The organism is Ruminococcus sp., from assembly GCF_016287535.1.
Classification (GTDB): Bacteria; Bacillota; Clostridia; order Oscillospirales; family Ruminococcaceae; genus Ruminococcus.
This window is the reverse complement of the sequence record NZ_JAEFAJ010000001.1, coordinates 184905-208070: the sequence shown is the minus strand read 5'-3', so window position 1 is coordinate 208070 and position 23166 is coordinate 184905. Positions and strand designations below refer to the sequence as shown.

Sequence of the window (23166 nt, the reverse complement as noted above, 5' to 3'; positions counted from 1 at the left end):
ATGTTAGTTTTCTGCTGACACGTAAATGACGAAAAATGGCTATTTTTCGCTTAATAAAATTTTATCAGGGATTTTTTCCCGAAAGGAGCTATAATTATGGGTATTATTCAGGCAGCTCTCGTCGGAGCATCTCAGACTCTTGCTGATACATGGGAAGAGTTCTATACTTGTGACGCTCTCCCTACTGATGTCCTGGTCGTTAGAGCCAAGAAGCAGCTTGGAAAGCACTCTTCCAACACAAAGGGAAATGACAATGTAATTTCTGACGGAAGCGGCATTGTTGTTCATGAGGGTCAGGCAATGATCATGGTTGATCAGGGAATGGTGACCGAGATAGCTACAAAGCCGGGTATATATAAGTATCAGACAGGTACATCTCCCAGCATCTTCAACAGCAGCTTCGGTACTGGCCTCAAGGATATGTTCAAGGAAATGTGGGACCGTATCAAGCACGGCGGTACAGCTGCAAAGGATCAGAGGATCTATTACTTTAATATGAAGGAACTGCTTGACAATAAGTTTGGTACACAGAATCCTGTTCCTTTCAGAATGGCATATCAGGATCTCGGCAGAAGCTTTACTGTAGGAGTTCGCTGCAATGGTGTATATTCATACAGAATTGCCGATCCTGTACTTTTCTATGTAAATGTTTGCGGAAATGTAGCAGACAAGTATATGCGTTCACAGCTCGACAATCAGCTGAAGAGCGAGTTCCTTGATTCACTCCAGCCTGCATTTGCTTCTATATCTGCATCAGGAATCAGATACGATGAGCTTCCCGGCAGACAGAGAGAAGTAAAGGCTGCTATCGAGACCGAAGTTAATCCTATGTGGAAGGAAAAGAGAGGTCTTGAGATCCAGACTGTAAATATCAATTCCGCAACTATTTCCGATGAAGATACAAAGAGAATCCAGGAATTTGAAGACAGAGCATGGAACCGTGACCCCGGCAACGCTGCTGCATCACTTGTTGAAGCTCAGGCACAGGCTATGCAGAATGCTGCAAATAATCCCAACGGCGCTGCTATGGGACTTTTCGGAATGGGCATGGCTCAGCAGGCAGGCGGCACCAACGCTCAGAATCTTTTCGGAATGGCTCAGCAGAATCAGGCACAGCATACTGCTCAGGCAGCACCCGCTGCAGGAGGAGCTCCGGCAGATTCATGGAAGTGCGAGTGCGGTGAGATTAATACAGGCAAGTTCTGTTCATCATGCGGCAAATCCAAGCCTGCAGTTCTTACACCGGATGGCTGGACCTGTGAATGCGGCTCTGTAAACAAGGGAAGATTCTGTTCTAACTGCGGAAAGAAGAAGCCCGAAGGCGCACCGCTTTATAAGTGCGACAAGTGCGGCTGGGAACCTGAGGATCCCAAGAATCCTCCTAAGTTCTGCCCTGAGTGCGGCGATCCTTTTACAGATGACGATATTGTAAAGTAAATCATACATAAACGGGCAGACCTTAGCGTCCGCCCGTTTTAAATAGTATATAACCGAAACGAGGTTTGCATATGTCAGATTTAAATGAGTACAAATGTCCGGCATGCGGAGCCCCGATCCACTATGATATTACTAAAGAAAGCATGACCTGCCACTTTTGTAATAGTACATTTGACCTTGAATATATAAAATCCCATATCATAATACCAGTTGATGAAAAACTTTCGGATTTTGACTGGGTTGAAAGATCAAGATATGTATGGGAGCCTTATGAGCCGGACGGGCTTGAGGAGTTCACCTGTCCCTCCTGCGGCGGAACGATCGTAACAAAAGCATTCTATGCTACCGCAAAATGTCCTTTTTGCAGGAATTACGTTATTATTTCTTCTGATTTGGACGGAGATATACGTCCCGATAAGGTGATACCATTTAAAGTACCGTCTAATGTTTTTCTGGAGAAATATACGGAATACATATCAGAGTTCAAAAATGTTCCCAGGGAATTCAGAAGTAAGGACGTTCAGAAAAAGATAGTCGGTTGTTTCATACCGGTATGGAGGTACAGCTGCACGTATAGACCTGAGGAGCAATTTGATATAAGTGTAAATCACTATCCTATACTTGCAAATGATGCGGATATATGCGAAGAAGTGTTTTATTCGCTTCTGCCTTTTGAATACAGCGATTCGGAAGATTTTTCCGAATCTTACATTGCAGGCTTTTCTGCCAGCAGATATATTATCGGAGCAGAAAACGCCATGAAAAGCACCGATTCTGTATTGCAGGCTATTTACAATGAAGAATCCGGTGTCAAAGCGATTTCAAATAAAACGGAAGCTGAAAAGCCTTTGGATACAGGCAGAAAAATGGACAGGCTGCTTAAAGTCGGTTTGAATAAATATATACAAAACAGGAAGCTGTCTTATTATCTTGTACCTGTATGGCTTCTTGATATAACCTATAACGGAGAGAAATTCACTTATGCCATGAACGGGCAGACCGGAAAAATGCGTGTTGATAATGTACCTAAAAAATCTAAAGCTGCCGTCTGGACATGGCTGATATACCCGCTATTGCAGGCATTGCTGATCGCCTGTGCATATTTGGCAGTAAAAAGAATGGGAATGGGTGTAATTATCCTGATCTTGGTTTTGGCATTTTTTATATCTGTATTCAATTACTATTTTACGAAAAGTATGCGAAAAAAGCTGTCAGAAAAACGGGTATACTTCAAATCTGGGCGATTTGAAGAGCAAAAGGTCTGGAGCATAAATGATTTTATGATCCGGCATTGATTAAAAGATTAATAATTACAGAGGTGAAATGAATGTCTGATGTAATAGAATATAAATGTCCTGCCTGCGGCGGCAAGCTTGAATTCAGTTCAGGCTCCCAGAAGATGAGATGTCCGTTCTGTGAATCGGAATTTGATGTTGATTCCATAAAGGATCATGACAACAGTCTTGAAAATATAAAAGACGATGATATGAACTGGGAAACAACAGCCGGAAACAGCTGGCAGCAGAGTGAAACTGAAAATATGCGCGTTTATACGTGCAAATCCTGCGGCGGCGAGATCATTACCGATCCTACAACTTCTGCTTCAAAATGTCCGTACTGTGATAATCCGGTTGTTATGTCAGGCAATTTTTCTGGTGATCTGAAGCCGGATTATATAATTCCGTTCAAATTGGACAAGGAAGCTGCAAAGGCTGCTCTGAACAAGCACCTTGAAGGAAGAAAGCTGCTCCCGAAAGTTTTCAGGGATCAGAATCATATTGATGAGATCAAAGGTGTTTATGTTCCGGTATGGCTGTTTGACGCTGACGCAGAGGGAAAAATGCTTTTCAAAGGCGAAAAGATAAGAAACTGGAGCGATGGTAAGTTCAATTATGTTGAAAGAAGCTATTTTTCCGTAAAAAGAGAGGGTAATGTTCAATTTGAGCTTGTTCCTGTTGATGGTTCATCAAAAATGCAGGACGACCTTATGGAATCCATCGAGCCTTTTGACTTTAAAGACGCCGTCGAGTTCAAAACGGCATACCTCTCAGGCTATCTCGCGGACAGGTACGATGTTAATGCCGAAGAAAGCATAGAACGCGCAAATGAAAGGATCAAGAATACTACCGAGCAGATATTCGCTTCTACGATCCAGGGCTACAGCGCCCTTACAAAAGAGAGCGGTTCTGTAAGCCTTCATAACGGAAGATCAAAATATGCGCTTTATCCTGTGTGGATACTTAACACTACATGGAATGGTTCAAAATATGTTTTCGCGATGAATGGTCAGACCGGTAAATTCGTTGGAGATCTTCCGATTGATCCAGGAGCTTCTGCAAAATATTTCTGGGGCATTGCCGCGGCGGTTACTGCGGTCTGCTTTGGAATATCGCTTCTTATGGGACTTGGCTGAGGAGGTATAGGCAATGTATAGAAAAAGAATGATCTCCGCTATAACAGTATTCATTACTATGATCCTGTTAGCCATAAGCTTTAATATTGTTGCATTTTCAGCACATACAGGAATGATCGCTGCTGCCGATTATGAGTTTGAGTTCATAGACGAGGACGATACGACGGAAGTATATGCATATGACACCGGAGACGATGAGAGTGATATAATCGAATTCAGCACCAATGGAAACAGTTATGATGATACTGTATACTATGGGGCAGATGTGAGAGAAAAAACATTCGATCCTGTAAAGGCTTTTATTATAAGTCTTATTATAGGTCTTATTGTTGCGTTTATAGCGGTTTCGATAATGAAATCCAATATGAAGTCAGTGTACAAAAAGCAGGGAGCTTCTGATTACAGGAAGCAGAACGGCTTTGACCTTAAAGTAAAATCCGACACTCCGCTTGGTTCAAGAATTGAAAAGAGCCCTGTGATCAGAGTTGAAAACACATCTCAGCGCAGCTCAAAGAACTGAAATTATAAATTAATTATTTTTATGTTGACAAACAAAAGCGTTTGTTGTATAATTAATGTAATATGGCGTTTTATAGCTGTAGTTTGGTGATATGTTAATGATATCAAGAAAAAGTTTAATGGAGGAAACAGATATATGTGCGGAATTGTTGGATTTACCGGCAGCGCTCAGGCTGCGCCGATACTGCTCGACGGACTTTCCAAGCTTGAGTACAGAGGTTATGACTCGGCAGGAATCGCTGTAAGAGACGGTGAAAAGGATACAGAAGTTGTAAAAGCAAAGGGCAAGCTTAAAGTACTCAAGGAGATGACCAATAACGGTGACGCTGTCAGGGGCGACTGCGGAATCGGTCATACCCGCTGGGCAACTCACGGTGAACCTTCTGCTCTGAACGCTCATCCCCATTCAAGTGACGATGAAAATGTTATCGCCGTTCACAACGGAATCATCGAAAACTATCAGGAGCTTAAAGAAAAGCTCGTAAAAAGCGGCTATTCCTTTGTTTCTCAGACAGATACAGAGGTAGCGGTAAAGCTTATAGACTATTATTTCAAAAAGTACGGTCTTGGTCCTGTTGATTCGATCGCACGTGCAATGATAAGAATAAGAGGTTCATATGCACTTGCTGTAATGTTCAAGGATTATCCCGGTGAGATCTATACAGCACGTAAGGACAGTCCGATGATAATCGGCATATCAAACGGCGAGACCTATGTAGCTTCCGACGTTCCTGCAATACTGAAATATACAAGAAATGTTTACTATATCGGCAATATGGAGATCGCTAAGCTTGTAAAGGGCGGCGTAACATTCTATAATATTGACCGTGAAGAGATCGAAAAGCCTCTCACAGAGATCAAGTGGGACGCAGAGGCTGCTGAAAAGGGTGGATATGAACACTTCATGCTCAAGGAGATCCATGAGCAGCCCAAGGTAGTTCGTGACACTATCAATTCAGTAGTAAAGAACGGAAAGATCGACTTCTCCGATGTTGGACTCACAGATGAGGAGATGCAGAAGATAAGCCAGATCTACATAGTTGCCTGCGGAAGCGCATATCATGTTGGTATGGCTGTACAGTATGTTGTTGAGGACTTTACGTCTATACCTGTAAGAGTAGAGCTCGCGTCTGAGTTCAGATACAGAAAGATGACCCTCGTTCCCAACAGCCTTGTTATCATTATCAGTCAGTCCGGTGAGACTGCCGACAGCCTTGCGGCTCTCAGAGAAGCAAAGGAAAAAGGTATCAAGACTCTTGGTATCGTCAATGTTGTCGGTTCATCCATTGCCCGTGAAGCAGACAATGTATTCTATACACTTGCAGGTCCTGAAATATCTGTTGCTACTACCAAGGCTTACAGCACACAGCTTATCGCCGGATATCTTCTTGCTATGCAGTTTGCTGTTGCAAGAGGTGAAATGACAGAGGGACAATGCGAAGAACTTCTTAAAGAGCTTTTCACTATCCCTGATAAGATCAAGAAGATACTTGAGGATAAAGAGCGTATTCAGTGGTACGCAAACAAGCTTGCCGGCGCAAAGGATGCTTTCTTCATAGGACGCGGCATAGACTATGCTATCGGTCTTGAGGGTAGCCTCAAGATGAAGGAGATCAGCTATATTCATTCCGAGGCATATGCTGCAGGCGAACTGAAGCACGGACCTATAAGTCTTATTGAGGAGGGTATTCCGGTAATCGGCGTACTTACCCAGCAGGAGCTTTACGAAAAGACTGTAAGCAATATGGTAGAGGTAAAGAGCCGCGGAGCTTCACTTATGGGACTTACAACCTATGGTAATTACAGCATTGAAGATCTTGCTGATTTTACAGTATATATTCCCCAGACCGACCCTCATTTCGCAGGAAGTCTTTCGGTAATACCGCTTCAGCTCCTCGGATACTATGTATCCGTTGCAAAGGGCTTTGATGTTGACAAGCCAAGAAACCTTGCAAAGAGTGTAACAGTAGAATAAAAAGTATAAAGGCTGTCGCGTGAAGCGTCAGCCTTTAATTCTGATATCAGGAGTTAGTATGGAAAAAGAAAAATTATCAATAACAGAGCTCGGAAATCCCGCTAAACCTCATGGCGAAGCAGGTATTGAAATGCTGAGGGGCATGAACGAGCACCATTCTGCCGTTACCGGCTGGGCACTGGACTTTCTTGAGCTTGGGGCTGAAGATATTGTTCTGGATATCGGCTGCGGCGGCGGAGAAACACTCAGACGTATGTCAGAAAAAATCAGTGAAGGAAAGCTGTATGGGGTCGATCATTCAGAAGTTTCGGCCATGCTTTCAGAAAAACATAATATGAAGGACGTTGAATGCGGAAAAATAAGCATTATAAAAGCTTCTGTAGAAAAGCTTCCTTTTGAAGAAAACACTTTCGACAAGATCATCACTGTGGAAAGCTTTTATTTCTGGCCTGATCCGGCTGAAAATCTCAGGGAAGTGCGCAGAGTTCTCAGAAAAGGCGGACGATTGTTTATCGTTGCCGATATAAATGGTGATGCAGAACTTGACGAAAAAGATATCGAAGGCATACGAAAGTTCCATCTTTTTAACCCTACGGTTGCGGAATTCCGTTCGCTGCTGGGAAATGCCGGATTTACTGACATAAGGATACATACTCAGCCCGGAGAGAAATGGGTTTGTGCAGAGGGAAGAAAGTAAAGATCATTTCTTACCATAGACAGGTGATATATCCGGCACATCGCCTATAATTACAGTTTCAGCGATAAGGAATTCAAATTCGGTATGAGTATTGAATTTATAAAGCGGTGTTGATGAGGTTACATTTACTGAGATAACAGCTGAAATGTGATGCTTGGTCTGATTTATACCTGCGCTTTCCAGTTCGCTTTTGATTTTTACGTCTGCTGAGCCCAAAGGACTGATCCTTATATGTATTTTTGGTCCTTTGCCATTAAAAACGTAGGTTTGAGTAAGAGTCCCTATCGGTATTTCAGTTTTGGCTTTGTCCGCGCTTTTAAGTCTCTGATTTATCAGAAGCGTAAGTTCTGACTGCACTTTATTAATAGTATAAGGAATGGTCTCGACAGACGCTGCCTGTTTTTTTTCGTTGTAAAGTACGGCTGCAAAATCACTGTATCTGTACCTGTTATCTCTCAGATATCCGGAAACTGTGCTTTCGATTATCTCTGCGGCGATCTTCTCTGAGAAGTGTTCAGCCTGCTCGGTTACCACTGGTTTGAGAAGTTTTTCTGTTCTGATCACGGAAAAAATCAGTAAAAATATGATTAAAAACATATATATACCGATCATTTTCCGGTTCCTGCGAGTTCTTTTTCTCATTTTTTCCCTCCGCTTTATATTCATTATATTCACCATTATCTGATAAGGACACAACATTTAATATATGGACAAAATTATTTTTTTGTGATACAATTAAGCAAATAGCTTATATGACCGAGGTGAAATGATGAAAAACATAACTATCGGAATAACCGCTCATGTTGATTCGGGAAAAACAACACTTGCTGAGGCTATATTGTATAAAACAGGTGTTATACGGAAGCTCGGCAGAGTGGATAACGGTAATTCAGCGCTTGACACCGACTCTATAGAAAGAGAGCGTGGTATCACAATTTTTTCCTCACAGGCTGAATTTACTGTTGACGGCACAAGATATACCCTTCTTGATACTCCCGGACACGTTGATTTTACAGCTGAAACCGAGCGAACAATGTGTGTACTGGACTATGCTGTCCTTGTTATAAGCGGTACCGACGGTGTACAGAGCCATACTCATACTTTATGGAAACTTCTCCAGAAGTATGAGGTGCCGGTATTCATTTTTGTAAATAAAATGGATCTTATAGGTGCTGACAAAAGCTCGATAATCCGTAACCTGAGCAGTAAGCTGTCAGCCGGCTGTGTCGATTTTACGGGAAGCAGTGCTGAAATAGCCGAGGCTTCTGCGTACTGTTCGGAAAAACTTATGGAAAAGTTTATTTCTGAGAGCAGTATAGGAATCACTGACATTGCAGAAGCTGTAAAGAACAGAGAAATATTTCCGTGTTTTTTTGGTTCTGCACTCAAAATGGAAGGTATCGACGAATTTATTGATATACTGCACAGATATACCGAGGTTTCAGCTTATTCCAATGAATTCGGAGCTAAGGTCTATAAGATATCATACGATCCCAAGGGTACAAGGCTTACTCATGTCAAAATAATGGGCGGACAGCTTGGAATGCGTGATGAGATATGTTACAGAGACAGTGACGGCAATGATGTTTCTGCCAAGGTAAGTTCTATAAGATTCTATACCGGTGAAAAATTCCGTAACGCAGAATATGCTGACCCCGGTGATGTATGCGCCGTTACTGGTCTTCCGGAAACATATGCCGGACAGGGGATAGGATTTATAAGGAACAGTGAGAGAGCATATATCGAACCTGTTATGACTTATAAGGTGATAGTGCCTGATGATATTAATGTATATGACGCGCTGAAGGATCTGAGGATACTTGAAGATGAAGATCCGCAGCTCCACATTGTATGGGATGAACAGAACAGGGAGATACACATTCAGCTTATGGGGGCAGTACAGATAGAGGTGCTTACACGCAAGATCAAGGAAAAATTTGGCTTTTCAGCCGGTTTTGCCGACGGTGCGGTAGCTTATAAAGAAACGATACGTTTTCCTGTTGAGGGCATAGGACACTATGAGCCGCTGAGACATTATGCGGAGGCGCACATTCTCCTTGAACCTCTCCCATTAGGCAGCGGACTTGTATTTGATACATCATGCTCTGAGGATGAGCTTGACAGAAACTGGCAGAGACTGATACTAACTCATCTTGCCGAGAAAACGCATTTAGGTGTACTGACTGGTTCGCCGATAACTGATATGAAGCTTACGCTGGTCGCAGGAAAAGCTCACCTGAAGCACACAGAAGGAGGAGACTTCCGTCAGGCGACATACAGAGCTGTCAGACAGGGGCTCAGATGTGCGGAATCAGTTCTTCTCGAACCATATTACGAGTATGAACTGGAGATACCTAATGAAAATGTCGGAAGGGCAATATCAGATCTTCAGCATATGTCAGCTGAATTCTGCAGTCCCGAAGCAAATGGAGATATCTCAGTAATAAAAGGAATGGCACCGGTTTCGGAGCTCAGCAGCTATCAGGCAGAGGTAATTGCTTATACACGGGGGAAGGGGCGCTTGTCGCTTAATTTCAGCGGATACAGGGAATGTCATAACACAGACGAGGTAGTTGCAGATATTGGATATGATTGCAACGGTGATATTGAAAACAGTGCTGATTCAATATTCTGTTCGCACGGAGCAGGCTACAATGTAAAATGGGACGAGGTCTATGACAATATGCACCTTCCTCTCGCAACGGCTGGTAAAGACGATTCAGAAAACTCTGAGGATAGGAAACTAAAAGCGTCGCGTTTTATTGAAAAGGCTGTGAGCGATGAAGAGCTTATGGCTATATTCGAGATGACCTACGGAAAGATAAACCGCGAGCCGAGCCGAGCTTTCAAAAAGACAAAAGCTGTAAATATAGAAGACAAGAGTATACGGTTGCCAAAGTATTCGGGACCGGATTACCTTCTCGTTGACGGTTATAATATTATTTTTTCATGGGAAGATCTGAAAAAGATCGCTGAAGAAAACCTTGATGCTGCAAGGGGAGAGCTTATAAACAGGATGTGCAATTATCAGGGATACGCCGGCTGCGAGCTCATTCTCGTATTTGACGCTTATAAAGTCAAAGGAAAGCACCGTGATATCGAAAAATACTGTAACATTAATATAGTATATACAAAGGAATCTGAGACAGCGGATACGTATATCGAGAAAGTAACACACTCTCTTTCAAAGGATCACCGTGTCCGTGTGGCAACCTCTGACGGCGTCGAGCAGATGATAATTTTAGGCAATGGAGCAATGAGAATATCAGCATCCGAATTCAAAAAAAGATGTATCGCGGCAGAAACCGCAATTAAAGAGTATATTGAGACTATGAAATAGCAAAAAAGGACTTGCATAATGCAGGTCCTTTTGTCATTTTATTACATGATTTTGTTTAATATAAAAAATAAATACAAATTTTGTAAAAAGAGTGGAAATTTCAAACGGTATATGATATAATAATTTTTGATTGGGATTTTTGCCGGAAGGTATTGATCCTTGTTCCCATAAGGGAAACAGTGTAATTTTATCTGCTATGCAGATTTATATTTTGAGGAGGCTTGTACATGAAAAAAGTGCAACTGACAGAAACCGTATTACGTGATGCCAATCAGTCGCTGATGGCTACTCGTCTTCCATATTCGGACTATGAGGGTATCCTTTCCGATATGGACAAAGCAGGTTATTATTCAATCGAATGCTGGGGCGGAGCAACATTTGACTCATGCCTGCGCTATCTTGGAGAAGATCCGTGGGAAAGACTTCGCAATCTCAGAAAGAACCTTCCCAATACCAGACTCCAGATGCTTCTCAGAGGACAGAACCTTCTGGGATATAAGCATTATCACGATGACGTAGTTGAGAAATTCGTTGAGCTTTCTATCAAGAATGGTATCGACGTTATCCGTATCTTTGACGCTCTCAACGATTTCAGAAATATCGAGACAGCCCTTAATGCAACAAAGAAGTATGCTACTGAAAAGACTATCGCATCAGGCTGTATCTCTTATACACAGAGTCCTGTACATACAGTTGACAAGTACATCGAGATGTGCAAGGAGCTCAAGACTATGGGCTTTGATACTATCTGCCTCAAGGATATGGCAGGAACCATGTCACCATATGAAGCTGAGCATCTTATCAAGGGAATCAAGGACGCTATCGGCGATATGACGCTTATTCTTCATACTCACTGTACTACAGGTATGGCATATATGACACTTACAAAGGCTATCGAGTCAGGCATAGATGTTATCGACTGCGCTACTTCATGCTTCTCAGGCGGTACTTCACAGCCTTCAACAGAGACTATGTACTACGCTCTCAGCCAGTACGGAATTGACAGCGGTCTTAAAGAAGATATCATCAACAAGGTAAATGACTACTTCAAGCCTATCAAACAGAAGTATATCGACAACGGTCAGCTCAATCCCAAGAGCCTTGCAACCGACGCACAGGCACTTGTGTACAAGGTTCCCGGCGGTATGCTTTCAAATATGATAGCAAATCTTACAGATATGCACGCAATGGATAAGTTTGACGCTGCTCTTGCAGAGATCCCGAAGGTTAGAGCAGATATGGGCTATCCTCCGCTTGTTACACCTCTTTCACAGATGGTAGGAAATCAGGCTGTAACAAACGTGCTTGTCGGTGAAAGATACAAGAACATCTCCAAGGAGATAAAGAACTATATAAAGGGCGAGTACGGTAATCCTCCCGCACCTATAGCACAGGAACTGGTTGATAAGGTTCTCGGTGACAGCGAAGCTGTTGACTGCCGTATAGAAGACCAGAAGCGTACAGGTGAGGAATTTGCTGACGCTAAGAAGGTACTCGGCGATCTTTGCCGCAGTGAAGAGGACGTAATGAGCTATATCTGCTACCCCGATCAGACCCTGAAGTTCCTCAAGGATCGTAAAGCCAAGGAAGAAAACGAAGCAGTTTACACTATCGAGGCTATGTAAGGGGAGGGAAACTATGTTTGATAATGTTATTCTTTCCGCTGCTGCTGAGAGTTTAGATGATATTACGATAGGCGACGCTGCTGTAACTGCTATATTCGGATACACAGTAGTTTTTGCAGGACTTGTATGCCTTATGATAGTATTGTACTGTACTGGTGCGTACTTTAAATCAAAAAATGCCAAGGAAGAGGCTGCTAAAAAGGCTGCTGCCGAAGTAAAGGCTGCACCTGCTGCCGCTGAGGTTAAGGCAGAGCTCCCTCTTGCTCCCGGTTCAGCCGGTCACATAAAGCTCTTTGACGTTCCTGATAAGGAAGCTGCTATGATAATGGCTATTGTTGCAGACAAAATGCAGAAGCCGCTCAATGAGCTGCACTTTATTTCCATTAAGGAGGTCAAATAATCATGAAGTATAAAGTTACACTTAACGGTAAGACTTATGAAGTAGAAGTAGAACAGGGAAAGGCTGTTCTTCTTGACGAATATGAGGCACTCGCACCTGCACCTGCCGCTGCGGCTGCACCTGTTGCCGCTGCTCCTGCAGCAGCTCCCGCTCCTGCGGCTGCACCTGCTGCTCCCGTAAATCTTGCGGCAGGCGAAACTGTTACAGCTCCTATGCCCGGCAATATCATCAGAGTTGATGTTGCACAGGGTGATACGGTAAAGGCTGGTCAGATACTCGTTATTCTCGAAGCTATGAAAATGGAAAATGAAATAGTAGCTCCTAAGGACGGTACAGTTGCTCAGGTAGTTACAAGCAAGGGTTCTGTTGTAGACACAGGCGCTCCTCTTGTTGTTATAGCATAAGGAGGGCAAGTAGATGGATATTCTTGAAACCCTGAAAACTTTGTGGAATGATTCAGGTTTCCAAAGCTTTTTCGTTAACGGCGGATGGAAGAACCTTATAATGATAATTATTTCCTGTGTTCTTCTTTACCTCGGAATCAAAAAGAAGTTTGAACCGCTTCTTCTCGTTGGTATCGCATTCGGCTGTCTGCTCGTAAATCTTTCGTACTTTGGTGCGGGATCTACAGACGCCCTTTATCACTTGGATCTGTGGGATAACTTCCTCAATCACGACCACCCTGACTATCACAGCTACGGCGCTATCATGCGTAACGGCGGACTCCTTGATATCCTTTACATAGGTGTTAAGGCTGGTATCTATCCTTCACTCATTTTCATGGGCGTTGGCGCGATGACTGACTTTGGTCCGCTTATCTCCAATCCTAAGAGCCTTCTCCTCGGAGCTGCCGCTCAGATGGGTGTATTCCTCGCATTCTTCGGTGCCGTTTGCCTTGGATTTACAGGAAACGAAGCTGCTTCCATCGGTATCATCGGCGGTGCCGACGGACCCACAGCTATCTTCCTTACTACAAAACTTGCTCCTCATCTTCTCGGACCTATCGCTATCGCGGCATATTCCTATATGGCTCTCATTCCTATGATTCAGCCTCCGATAATGAAACTCCTTACTACAAAGAAGGAGAGAGAGGTAAAGATGGAGCAGACTCGTGTAGTTTCAAAGACAGAGAAGATAATTTTCCCTATAATTGTTGCAATGTTCGTTATTCTTCTTCTTCCTTCAACAGCTCCTCTTGTTGGCTGCCTTATGCTGGGCAACCTCTGGAGAGAGTGCGGAGTTACAGAAAGACTTTCAGATACTGTTCAGAATGCTCTTATGAATATTGTAACTGTATTCCTCGGAATCTCAGTTGGTGCTACAACTGCTGCTGAGCGTTTCCTCTCCCTTGAGACTATCAAGATAGTAGTTCTTGGTCTTACAGCATTCTGCTTCTCGACAGTCGGCGGACTTCTTGTCGGTAAGATCATGTATAAGCTCTCAGGCGGCAAGATCAATCCTCTTATCGGTTCTGCCGGTGTTTCAGCCGTTCCTATGGCTGCACGTGTATCACAGATGGAGGGTCAGAAGGCTAATCCTTCAAACTTCCTTCTCATGCACGCTATGGGACCGAATGTTGCGGGCGTTATCGGCTCTGCTATCGCTGCCGGCTTCCTGCTTGCAGTATTTAAGTGATAATAAAAGCCCGAAAGCGGTCAGAACGACTTGCTTTCGGGTTTGCTTTTTCAGATATACTTGCTTCCTTCCTTTACGCTAAGAGCAGACAGATCATTTTTACGCCTGCTGATAAAGTTTTTTACCCATTCGGGAGCTGTTTTTGAATATTCTCTTAAAGCCCAGCCTATAGCCTTATTGATGAAAAATTCGTCGCTGCCGAGGCAGTTGGATATTATTTCCTCCAGCAATCCGGTATCGGTTTTGTCCTTATAGGCTAATTGATGAAGAATAGCACTCCTTTTAAGCCATATATCACTGCCGGCAGACCATTTCAGCATAAGCTTGCTCACACGTTGGTCTTTTAAGCCTATTTCACCTATGACCTTGCAGAGAAAGTCAGTAGTGTCCCACCACGGTTTAGTAACGATATAATGTTGTATTTTATCTGTATTTTTGTAAACTAAATACTTTTTCATTGCAAAGAGATAATCATAAACAAGATACTGGAACTCTCTGTGATCGTCTTCATAGCATTTATCAAGGAATGACCAGTCTATATTCTTAGAAGCCTTTTCAGTTTTCAGGAAGTCTTTATAAAGCGCTTTACGTTCAGGCGTTGCGATACCGTAAAATATAAACTTATTTTTCATGTACTTAGACATTGAAGCAGCGGTTTCTGTATTTTTACTGTTCACAAAAAGCTCCTTAATATTTGTGTATTTATCCATATATACCACCTCCTATTGTTTTGGATCATTAGTTCGTTTACTAAGATTATACATGATGCATGGGGCATTGTCAAGAATTATATAAATCAATTAATAAATTCTACGATGTCTGAACAGTTCATTTTTTCTATATTACATATCCAAAGAAAAAAATTTCCTGTTTAACATGAAAAAAATCACGGAAAGGCTTGCAAATTTTATTAGAATAGTGTAAAATAGAAATGTACGTTGTTAATATTATAACAACATCAATTATGTAATTTATTATAACGAAAGGATGTCATACCCATGGCAGGATTAAACAAGGTTACAGTAGAAGACATTAATGTTAAGGGCAGAAAGGTTCTCGTAAGAGTAGACTTCAACGTTCCTATGAAGGACGGCGTTATCACAAACGATAACAGAATTCAGGCTGCTCTTCCCACTATCAATAAGCTCGTTGAGAACGGTGCAAAGGTTGTTCTTTGCTCACATCTCGGCAAGCCGAAGAATGGTCCCGAAGCTAAGTTTTCGCTTGCTCCTGCAGCAAAGAGACTTGGTGAGCTCGTAAATACAAAGGTTACTTTTGCTGCTGACGATACTGTTGTAGGCGAAAACGCAAAGAAGGCAGTTGCTGCAATGAACGACGGTGAGATCGTTGTCCTTGAGAATACACGTTTCCGCGGCGATGAAGAGACAAAGAACGGCGAGCAGTTCTCAAAGGAGCTTGCTGATCTTATCGACGGCGAAGTATTCGTTATGGACGCTTTTGGTTCTGCTCACAGAGCACACGCTTCAACAGCAGGCGTAACAAAGTTCGTTAAGGAAACTGCTGTAGGCTACCTCATGCAGAAGGAGATCCAGTATCTCGGCAATGCAGTTGAGGTTCCCGAGAGACCTTTTGTTGCTATCCTTGGCGGTGCAAAGGTAGCTGATAAGCTCAATGTTATCTCTAACCTCCTTGAGAAGTGCGATACACTTATCATCGGTGGCGGTATGGCATATACATTTATAAAGGCACAGGGCGGCGCTATCGGTAAGTCACTTGTTGACGAAGAAAAGCTTGACTACTGTAAGGAAATGCTCGCTAAGGCTCAGAAGCTCGGTAAGAAGATACTTCTTCCTGTTGATACAGCTATTGCTGATTCATTCCCGGATCCTATCGACGCAGAGATCAGCGTAGATTATGTTGATGCTGACAAGATCCCTGCTGACAAGATGGGTCTTGATATTGGTCCAAAGACGGCTGCTATCTTCGCTGAGGCTGCTAAGTCTGCAAAGACGGTTGTATGGAACGGACCTATGGGCGTATTTGAGAATCCAACACTCAAGAAGGGTACAGTTGCTGTATGCGAGGCTCTTGCACAGGCTGACGCTACAACTATCATCGGCGGTGGCGATTCGGCTACAGCTGCTATCCAGCTCGGCTTCGCTGACAAGATGAGCCACATCTCAACAGGCGGCGGCGCTTCACTTGAATACCTTGAGGGCAAGGTACTTCCCGGCGTTGCAGCTATCGCTGAAAAGTAATCATACAAACGATAGGGCGGATAGAGATATTCGCCCTTAAACGCAATAAAGCGCATATCCGAATGAAAAACATTGATAAAGTAATAGAAAACGGTATAGGTTTAGTTTCCGTTGCAGTGCTTGTATTTTTGCTGCTGTGTTTTCTTGCCGTATTGATATGGTGCGGTGTGCGCAGCCTTCTTGGAAAAACGCTGAATCTTCCGCCTTCCCACAGAAAATGGGCAAGGATGAGGGCTGATGTCATACGTGATGATGAAACGGATGATATAAGCGTCCGCTTCTTTTACGAATATAAGGAATTTACGGCTAAAATAGACGGTTTTACAGTTTACGGAGATAAGGCTGTTATATATGTTAAGCGTAATGAGCCTGAGGTAGTCAAAGAGTTCATCCCTGTTCCACCCATGTCTGCCCCTGTATATATATCATGTTTTTTCATGGCAGGTATCATTCTGCTTTTCGGAGCAGCTTTATTGACAGGAGTTTTATTATGAAGAAATGTAACTGCAAATTTACCGAGGAACTCAAGAACAGCGGCACAGCTATGTGGCTGTTTGCTTTGTGCAGCTTCCTCACCGGCATCATCGTAGGATTTTTCCTTTCTCCCATAAAGAAAGGCGTAAAGATCGGCTGCAATAACGGCAACAATACTTATGAAAAAGAGCCTGATATGCTTCCATATTACGATGACGACGAAATAAAATTCTGATAAAAGGAGTTAAACAACATGAACAAATCATTAAGAAAGGCAATTATTGCCGGAAACTGGAAAATGAACAAGACACGTCCTGAGGCTAAGGCACTCCTCGAAGCTATCAAGCCCCTCGTTGCAAACGCTGAGGGCAAGATCGAGGTCATTGCTTGTGTTCCTTTCACAAACCTTGAAACAGCTATCAACACAACAGCAGGCAGCAATGTTAAGATCGGTGCAGAGAATGTTCACTTTGAGAAGAGTGGTGCGTTCACCGGCGAGATCTCAGCTGATATGCTCACTGAGCTCGGTGTTGAGTACGTTGTTATCGGTCACAGCGAGAGAAGACAGTACTTCGGCGAGACAGACGAGACAGTAAACAAGAGAACTATCGCTGCTCTTGAAGCAGGTCTCAAGCCTATCGTTTGCGTTGGCGAGCTCAAGTGGGAGCGCGAGTGCAACATCACAGAAGAAGTTATCGCTCGTCAGATCAAGCTTGATCTCTGGTCACTCACAGCAGAGCAGGTAAAGAACGTAGTAATCGCTTACGAGCCGGTATGGGCTATCGGTACAGGTCTTACAGCTACTCCTGATCAGGCTGAGGAAGTTTGCGGATTTATCCGTGCACAGCTTGCAAAGCTCTTTGACAATGCAACTGCTGACGCTGTAACTATCCAGTACGGCGGTTCTATGAACGCTAAGAACGCTGCTGAGCTTCTTGCTAAGCCAAATATCGACGGTGGTCTTATCGGCGGCGCTTCACTGAAGGCTGAGGACTTCAATGTTATCGTACAGGCAGCTATAAACGGTTGATTGTTTATATGACATTAACGGGCGGATCTTATCCGCCCTAATATATGAAAGGATAATAAAAATGGCAAAGAAACCTGTTGCACTTATAATCATGGACGGCTTCGGATACAATCCCGATACATACGGCAACGCTATAGCTGCCGCAAAGAAGCCCAACATAGACAAATATATGGCAGAGTGCCCGCATACTATCATCGGTGCAAGCGGACTTGATGTAGGTCTGCCTGACGGACAGATGGGCAATTCAGAGGTAGGACATACCAATATCGGTGCAGGACGTATCGTCTACCAGATGCTCGTCAAGATATCAAAGGATATCAAGGACGGCACATTCTTTAATAACAAGGCTATCCTTAATGCCATGAACAACTGCAAGGCGAAGGGAAGCGTTCTTCACCTTATGGGTCTTCTTTCACCCGGCGGAGTTCACAGTCATATGGAACACCTTTTCGGTATTGTTGAAATGGCTAAGAAGAACGGTCTCGACAAGGTCTATATCCACGCATTCCTTGACGGAAGAGACGTACCGCCTTCATCAGCTGCCGAATATATGGAAGAAACAGTTGCTGAACTCAAAAAGATAGGTCTTGGAAAGGTCGCAACTATTTCAGGACGTTTCTATGCTATGGATCGTGATAACGCATGGGACAGAGTGGAAAAGGCTTACGCCGCACTGGTTTACGGTGAAGGCGTTAAGGAGTCTGATCCCGTACAGGCTATCAAGAATTCCTATGCAAACGAGGTTACTGATGAGTTTATGCTTCCGACAGTAATTGACGGCGGTGCTCAGATCAAGGCTGATGACAGCGTTATCTTCTTCAATTTCCGTCCTGACAGAGCAAGACAGATCACACGTTCATTTGTTGATCCTGATTTCAGCGGCTTTGAGAGAAGAAACGGCTTCTTCCCTGTGAACTTTGTTTGCATGGCTCAGTATGATGCAACAATGCCAAATGTATCTGTTGCATATCCTCCTGAGCAGCTGACTATGACTATGGGCGAGTACCTATCAAAGCTCGGCAAGACCCAGCTTCGTATCGCAGAGACACAGAAGTATGCACACGTTACGTTCTTCTTTAACGGCGGCGAGGAGAGGCAGTTTGAGGGTGAGGACAGAATACTTATAAAGTCTCCTGATGTTCCTACATTTGATCTCAAGCCTGAAATGAGCGCTTATGAGGTATGCGACGCTGTATGCGAAGCTATAGATTCTGATAAATACGACGTTATCATTCTTAACTATGCGAACTGTGATATGGTCGGTCATACCGGTATATTTGATGCGGCTGTAAAAGCTGTTGAGGCAACTGATACCTGCGTAGGCCGCATGGTTGATAAGATACTTGCTAAAGGCGGTGCAGCTCTTATCACAGCAGATCATGGAAATGCTGACAAGATGATGGAACCGGACGGAAGTCCTTTTACGGCTCATACAACAAATCGTGTACCGCTTATTGCTGTAGGTGTTGAGGGCAAACTGGCAGAAGGCGGCGTTCTTGCTGATCTCGCTCCTACTATGCTTGATATTATGGAAGTTCCTCAGCCTGCTGAAATGACAGGCAAGAGCCTTCTCAGGAAATAATGTAAAAAACGGATCTTCAAGATCCGTTTTTTGTTATATACGGTTAACATTTATGGTTGCAAACACTAACACATTATGATATAATATTCTAAGATTCTAACAGGAGATAAAATAATGTGTAAAAGAAATATGCGCCTTGCAGCTATGGTCGTTGGCTGTATTCTTTTTTCCGGGTGTTCGCAGAACAGTGCCGAAGCGAAATATGATGATACATCACCTTGTTCCCGTGATATATTCGCTATGGATACTTACATGAATCTGAAAGTTTATGGTACGAATGCGGATAAAGCACTTTCGGAAGCAGAAGAAAGAATACTCACCCTTGAAAAAGAGTTATCAGTGACCTCAGACACGAGTGATATATATAAGCTGAATGACGCTAGTGGTGAACCGGTTCAAATATGTGATGACGCTGCTTTTCTTATAGAAAGGTCAAAAGAATTTGGTCTGACAACATCAGGCTGCCTTGACATTACTGTTTTTCCAGTGCTCAGAGAATGGGGATTTACTACCGGGGAATACAGTCTGCCGGATAAGAAAAGGATCAGTGAACTCCTGGAATATGTTGGTTTTGATAGGATACAGATAAACGATAATACAGTTCAGCTGCCTGAAAATGTACAGATTGATCTTGGTGCAGTAACAAAAGGCTATACCGGTGATGAGGTAATCAATATATTACGCTCATATAACATCAAGTCCGGTATCATCAGTCTCGGCGGAAATGTTCAGGCACTCGGTACGAAACCTGATGGAAAAGACTGGAAAGTAGCTGTGCGTGATCCCTTCAAGACGGATACTGATATGTGTATAGTTGAAATAGCGGATAAGGCTGTAATAACTTCAGGAAACTATGAGCGATTTTTTATAGGAGAAGACGGAAAAAGATACTGTCATATAATTGATCCTAAAGACGGTTTTCCGGCTGACAACGGTTTTGTATCGGTAACTGTCATAGGTGAAAACGGGCTGACTTGTGATGCGCTTTCAACTGCTGTTTTTGTTGCCGGAGAAGAAGGAGCTCAGGAAATAATAAAAAGCTTTCCGGGGTATGATTTTGTCATTGTTTCAGACAAGGAGAAGGTATTTTATACCGATGGACTTACAGGACACTTTCAGAATACAAGTACGATGGATGCTGAGGTGATGACTTTTGACTAAGAGCGTAAAGATCATTGGAAGTATCGTACTTGCGATGTTTATTATTTCAGTAATTATTGTAATAATCAGCTTCAGAACATCAGATAAAAAAACTGTATGCATAATCCAGGACAATAAAGTAATTTATACTCTTGATCTTTCTGAGGAAGAGGACAGGACGTTCCGTATAGAATCTTCAAACGGAGGCTGGAACGATGTCAGGATCGAAAACGGAAAAATATGTATTTATGATGCTGATTGTCCGGATCAGACCTGTGTTCATACCGGATTCCTTCGTGCAGAAGGTGTTCCGATAGTTTGTCTGCCGCACAGACTTATAATAAGATTTGCAGATGAGGAGAATAAGTGATATGAAAGCTCATAAAATATCCGAGTTGGCTCTCCTTACAGCACTGGCTCTTATTATTTTTGTTATAGAGCTTCAATTGCCCGATCTTATACCGATACCCGGAGTTAAGCTTGGTCTTGCCAATATTATAACGGTTTATGCAGTTTACAGATACAAAGCAAGGGAAGTTGTTATGGTCGTTTCAGCAAGAATAATCCTGGCAGCTTTTTTTGCTTCGAGGATAATGGCATTGCTGTACAGCGCAGCCGGTGCAGCTTTATGTCTTACAGGAATGCTTCTTATAAAAAGAATTATTCCTATGAAGTATATATGGCTCAGCAGTGTTGTCGGAGCTGTTCTTCATAATACGGGACAGATCATTGCTGCGGTAGCGATATTAAGATCATTTGCTGTTGTTACATTTTATCCTGTGCTTATTATATCAGGCTGCATTGCAGGCGCGTTTACAGGTTTATGCGCACAGTTACTAATTAAAAGGAGCCGTCTTGAAAAAATAGTTTGAAAAAATCAGCGGAATATGCTATAATACATAAGAGGTGAAATAATAATGAATCCAATGAATGTATTTAAGCTGAAAGGTCTGCTTGATCGTTTTAAAAACAATCATCCAAAGGTTCCGATGTTTTTTAAAGCTGCTGCAGGTTCGGTGCAGGAGGGGAGTATAATCGAAATAAAAGTAATTTCCCCCGATAATAAGAGCATAATTACAAATTTCAGGATCAATTCGGAAGATATAGATTTGGTTAAGGAATTAAAGGATATAATATAAGAAAAAAGCTGCCGGTTTGGCAGCTTTTAGTATTCTATACCCTTTCTTGCGTTTATCCCGTTATTGTATGGGTGCTTTAATGAAGTCATTTCGGTAACATAATCAGCAGTATTTAACCACTCTGCTGATGGATCTCTTCCGGTGACTATGATCTCTGCCTTTTTACTGCAGCAATTTATAAATTCATCTGCAAGTTCAGCGTCGATAAGCTTCTTGTTATATGCGTCAAGCAGTTCGTCAAGAACAACCAGATCAACACTTCCGTTTTCGATTAGATCTTTAGCATAAATAAGCATATTATTATGTTTTGACGTTACATTGCTTTTCTCATCATCATTCATCTGAAAAGAGAATTTGCTGCATGATTCACAGCACATAACAGTATTATTTTCAAGCTCTTTAAGTATATCAATTTCAGAAGAAGAACCGTTTTTCAGAAACTGAAAAAAAGCAGTTTTCATTCCTGCACCGATCGCTCTGACAGTGAGACCGACAGCGGCTGTGGTTTTTCCTTTACCATTTCCGTAATATATATGAAGCATTTGCACCACCTCTTAAAACAATTATACCATGTGTCAAAGAAATTATCAAGGCTTGACATCAATTGTAGAAGGGAATATAATTGTTAATGTATAAAAAGGAGTGTTAAAATGAGATCTGTTATATTTTTTGATATCGACGGTACTTTAGCTACCGAGGACAACAGGGCTGTAATACCTCAGAGTACACGGGAGGCTATTGCTCTGACACGTCAAAAAGGCAACCTTACATTTATTAATTCCGGCAGGACAGCCTTCAATATAAGTACGAAAGTCAAGAAGCTTGGATTTGACGGTTATATTTGCGGCTGTGGTACGTACATAGAATACGGCGGAAAAGTTATTCTTTCGCGAACCGTAGAAAAAGACGAATGCAGACGAATAGCTGCTCTTATGCGTATGTGTAATGTTACGCCGGTATATGAGCACAGGGACGGCTATTTCTTTGATGATAAAGCTCCTGTTAATGACGGGTTAAAGTATTTCATGGAATTTTTTGTGGATTCCGGTATAGATACAAGCGGAAGAGTTGAGGATGAGAATTTCGGCTTTGATAAATTCGTTATCTGGACTAATCCGGACAGTGATATGGAATTGTTCAGACAGGAAATAGGCAAGGATTTCTCAATAATTGATCGCGGCGGCGGATTCTATGAGAATGTTCCATTAGGCTTTTCAAAGGCAACAGGTATTGCCACGATACTTGACAAGCTCGGAATATCAATAGAAAATGCTTATGCGATAGGAGACAGTACAAATGATCTGCCCATGCTTCAGGCAGTTCCGAACAGTATTGCTATGGGCGGAGCTGAGCATATATATCCTTATGTGTCGTATGTCACCACGCCAATTGAAGAGAACGGAATCTATAATGCTTTAAAGCATTTTGAACTTATATAAGGCAATATATATTACAGCTACCGTTATTTGATTGGGCGTTTATTGCTCTTTTACTCAAATATTGCGATTTTTATTGGCGCATTTTGTCATTTCTAATTATTG

At 42.7% G+C, this 23166-nt stretch carries 24 protein-coding genes; 21 read left to right on the top strand and 3 right to left on the bottom strand.

Annotation, left to right across the window (positions count from 1 at the left end):
* The first annotated feature begins 96 nt into the window (after positions 1-96).
* The 6 genes from QZZ36_RS00995 (at position 97) to QZZ36_RS00970 (ending at position 7041) form a co-directional block, all read left to right on the top strand.
* Positions 97-1437 carry an SPFH domain-containing protein gene (locus tag QZZ36_RS00995; RefSeq protein WP_295075343.1) on the top strand — a complete coding sequence of 447 codons (1341 nt, stop codon included), beginning with the start codon at positions 97-99 and terminating at the stop codon, positions 1435-1437.
* 71 nt (positions 1438-1508) lie between these two features.
* Positions 1509-2732: a hypothetical protein gene (locus QZZ36_RS00990; RefSeq protein ID WP_295075341.1), complete on the top strand. Its 1224-nt coding sequence runs from the start codon at positions 1509-1511 to the stop codon at positions 2730-2732.
* Positions 2733-2764: 32 nt separating this feature from the next.
* A complete protein-coding gene (locus QZZ36_RS00985; RefSeq protein ID WP_295075336.1) occupies positions 2765-3850 on the top strand; it encodes a hypothetical protein in 1086 nt (361 codons plus the stop codon).
* 13 nt (positions 3851-3863) lie between these two features.
* Positions 3864-4370, top strand: a complete 507-nt coding sequence (locus tag QZZ36_RS00980; RefSeq protein ID WP_295075333.1) for a hypothetical protein — start codon at positions 3864-3866, stop codon at positions 4368-4370.
* A 135-nt stretch (positions 4371-4505) separates the two neighbouring features.
* A complete protein-coding gene (gene glmS, locus QZZ36_RS00975) occupies positions 4506-6344 on the top strand; it encodes a glutamine--fructose-6-phosphate transaminase (isomerizing) (RefSeq protein ID WP_295075330.1) in 1839 nt (612 codons plus the stop codon).
* A gap of 58 nt (positions 6345-6402) precedes the next feature.
* A complete protein-coding gene (locus tag QZZ36_RS00970; RefSeq protein WP_295075327.1) occupies positions 6403-7041 on the top strand; it encodes a class I SAM-dependent methyltransferase in 639 nt (212 codons plus the stop codon).
* A gap of 3 nt (positions 7042-7044) precedes the next feature.
* Here QZZ36_RS00970 and yunB read toward each other — a convergent pair whose 3' ends face one another.
* The gene (gene yunB / locus QZZ36_RS00965; RefSeq protein ID WP_295075325.1) at positions 7045-7683 is read right to left on the bottom strand and encodes a sporulation protein YunB; all 639 of its coding nucleotides are present in this window, start codon (positions 7681-7683) and stop codon (positions 7045-7047) included.
* 124 nt (positions 7684-7807) lie between these two features.
* On the opposite strand from yunB, the gene QZZ36_RS00960 reads away from it, so the two are divergent.
* The 5 genes from QZZ36_RS00960 (at position 7808) to QZZ36_RS00940 (ending at position 14041) form a co-directional block, all read left to right on the top strand.
* A complete protein-coding gene (locus tag QZZ36_RS00960; protein WP_295075322.1) occupies positions 7808-10381 on the top strand; it encodes a TetM/TetW/TetO/TetS family tetracycline resistance ribosomal protection protein in 2574 nt (857 codons plus the stop codon).
* A 227-nt stretch (positions 10382-10608) separates the two neighbouring features.
* Entirely contained in the window at positions 10609-12006 is a 1398-nt protein-coding gene (locus QZZ36_RS00955; RefSeq protein ID WP_295075319.1) for a pyruvate carboxylase subunit B, read from the top strand.
* Positions 12007-12019: 13 nt separating this feature from the next.
* The gene (locus QZZ36_RS00950; RefSeq protein WP_295075316.1) at positions 12020-12406 is read left to right on the top strand and encodes an OadG family transporter subunit; all 387 of its coding nucleotides are present in this window, start codon (positions 12020-12022) and stop codon (positions 12404-12406) included.
* Between the two features lie 2 nt (positions 12407-12408).
* Entirely contained in the window at positions 12409-12810 is a 402-nt protein-coding gene (locus QZZ36_RS00945) for a biotin/lipoyl-containing protein (RefSeq protein WP_295075313.1), read from the top strand.
* A gap of 13 nt (positions 12811-12823) precedes the next feature.
* Positions 12824-14041 carry a sodium ion-translocating decarboxylase subunit beta gene (locus QZZ36_RS00940; RefSeq protein WP_295075310.1) on the top strand — a complete coding sequence of 406 codons (1218 nt, stop codon included), beginning with the start codon at positions 12824-12826 and terminating at the stop codon, positions 14039-14041.
* A 50-nt stretch (positions 14042-14091) separates the two neighbouring features.
* Here the strand turns inward: QZZ36_RS00940 and QZZ36_RS00935 are convergent, their stop codons facing one another.
* Positions 14092-14751: a DNA alkylation repair protein gene (locus QZZ36_RS00935; RefSeq protein WP_295075307.1), complete on the bottom strand. Its 660-nt coding sequence runs from the start codon at positions 14749-14751 to the stop codon at positions 14092-14094.
* Between the two features lie 288 nt (positions 14752-15039).
* On the opposite strand from QZZ36_RS00935, the gene QZZ36_RS00930 reads away from it, so the two are divergent.
* From QZZ36_RS00930 to QZZ36_RS00890, 9 genes are all read left to right on the top strand, one after another.
* A complete protein-coding gene (locus tag QZZ36_RS00930) occupies positions 15040-16260 on the top strand; it encodes a phosphoglycerate kinase (protein WP_295075304.1) in 1221 nt (406 codons plus the stop codon).
* A 62-nt stretch (positions 16261-16322) separates the two neighbouring features.
* Entirely contained in the window at positions 16323-16754 is a 432-nt protein-coding gene (locus QZZ36_RS00925; protein WP_295075301.1) for a hypothetical protein, read from the top strand.
* Positions 16751-16969, top strand: coding sequence for a hypothetical protein (locus QZZ36_RS00920; RefSeq protein ID WP_295075298.1), 219 nt, complete (start codon positions 16751-16753; stop codon positions 16967-16969). Before QZZ36_RS00925 ends, QZZ36_RS00920 begins: the two co-directional genes overlap by 4 nt.
* Positions 16970-16987: 18 nt before the next feature.
* The gene (gene tpiA / locus QZZ36_RS00915) at positions 16988-17764 is read left to right on the top strand and encodes a triose-phosphate isomerase (protein ID WP_295075295.1); all 777 of its coding nucleotides are present in this window, start codon (positions 16988-16990) and stop codon (positions 17762-17764) included.
* Positions 17765-17825: 61 nt separating this feature from the next.
* Positions 17826-19346, top strand: coding sequence for a 2,3-bisphosphoglycerate-independent phosphoglycerate mutase (gpmI, locus tag QZZ36_RS00910; RefSeq protein WP_295075292.1), 1521 nt, complete (start codon positions 17826-17828; stop codon positions 19344-19346).
* Between the two features lie 114 nt (positions 19347-19460).
* A complete protein-coding gene (locus tag QZZ36_RS00905) occupies positions 19461-20507 on the top strand; it encodes an FAD:protein FMN transferase (RefSeq protein WP_295075290.1) in 1047 nt (348 codons plus the stop codon).
* A complete protein-coding gene (locus QZZ36_RS00900; protein WP_295075287.1) occupies positions 20500-20856 on the top strand; it encodes a NusG domain II-containing protein in 357 nt (118 codons plus the stop codon). Before QZZ36_RS00905 ends, QZZ36_RS00900 begins: the two co-directional genes overlap by 8 nt.
* A 1-nt stretch (position 20857) precedes the next feature.
* Complete coding sequence (locus tag QZZ36_RS00895) at positions 20858-21358, top strand: Gx transporter family protein (RefSeq protein WP_295075285.1); 501 nt, start codon at positions 20858-20860, stop codon at positions 21356-21358.
* A gap of 45 nt (positions 21359-21403) precedes the next feature.
* Positions 21404-21625 carry a hypothetical protein gene (locus QZZ36_RS00890; RefSeq protein WP_295075282.1) on the top strand — a complete coding sequence of 74 codons (222 nt, stop codon included), beginning with the start codon at positions 21404-21406 and terminating at the stop codon, positions 21623-21625.
* A gap of 26 nt (positions 21626-21651) precedes the next feature.
* Here QZZ36_RS00890 and QZZ36_RS00885 read toward each other — a convergent pair whose 3' ends face one another.
* Positions 21652-22167 (bottom strand): cob(I)yrinic acid a,c-diamide adenosyltransferase, encoded by a 516-nt coding sequence (locus tag QZZ36_RS00885; RefSeq protein ID WP_295075279.1) that lies wholly within the window; start codon positions 22165-22167, stop codon positions 21652-21654.
* Positions 22168-22275: 108 nt separating this feature from the next.
* Here QZZ36_RS00885 and QZZ36_RS00880 point away from each other — a divergent pair, with 108 nt between their 5' ends.
* Positions 22276-23064, top strand: a complete 789-nt coding sequence (locus QZZ36_RS00880) for an HAD-IIB family hydrolase (protein ID WP_295075276.1) — start codon at positions 22276-22278, stop codon at positions 23062-23064.
* Positions 23065-23166: the final 102 nt, after the last annotated feature.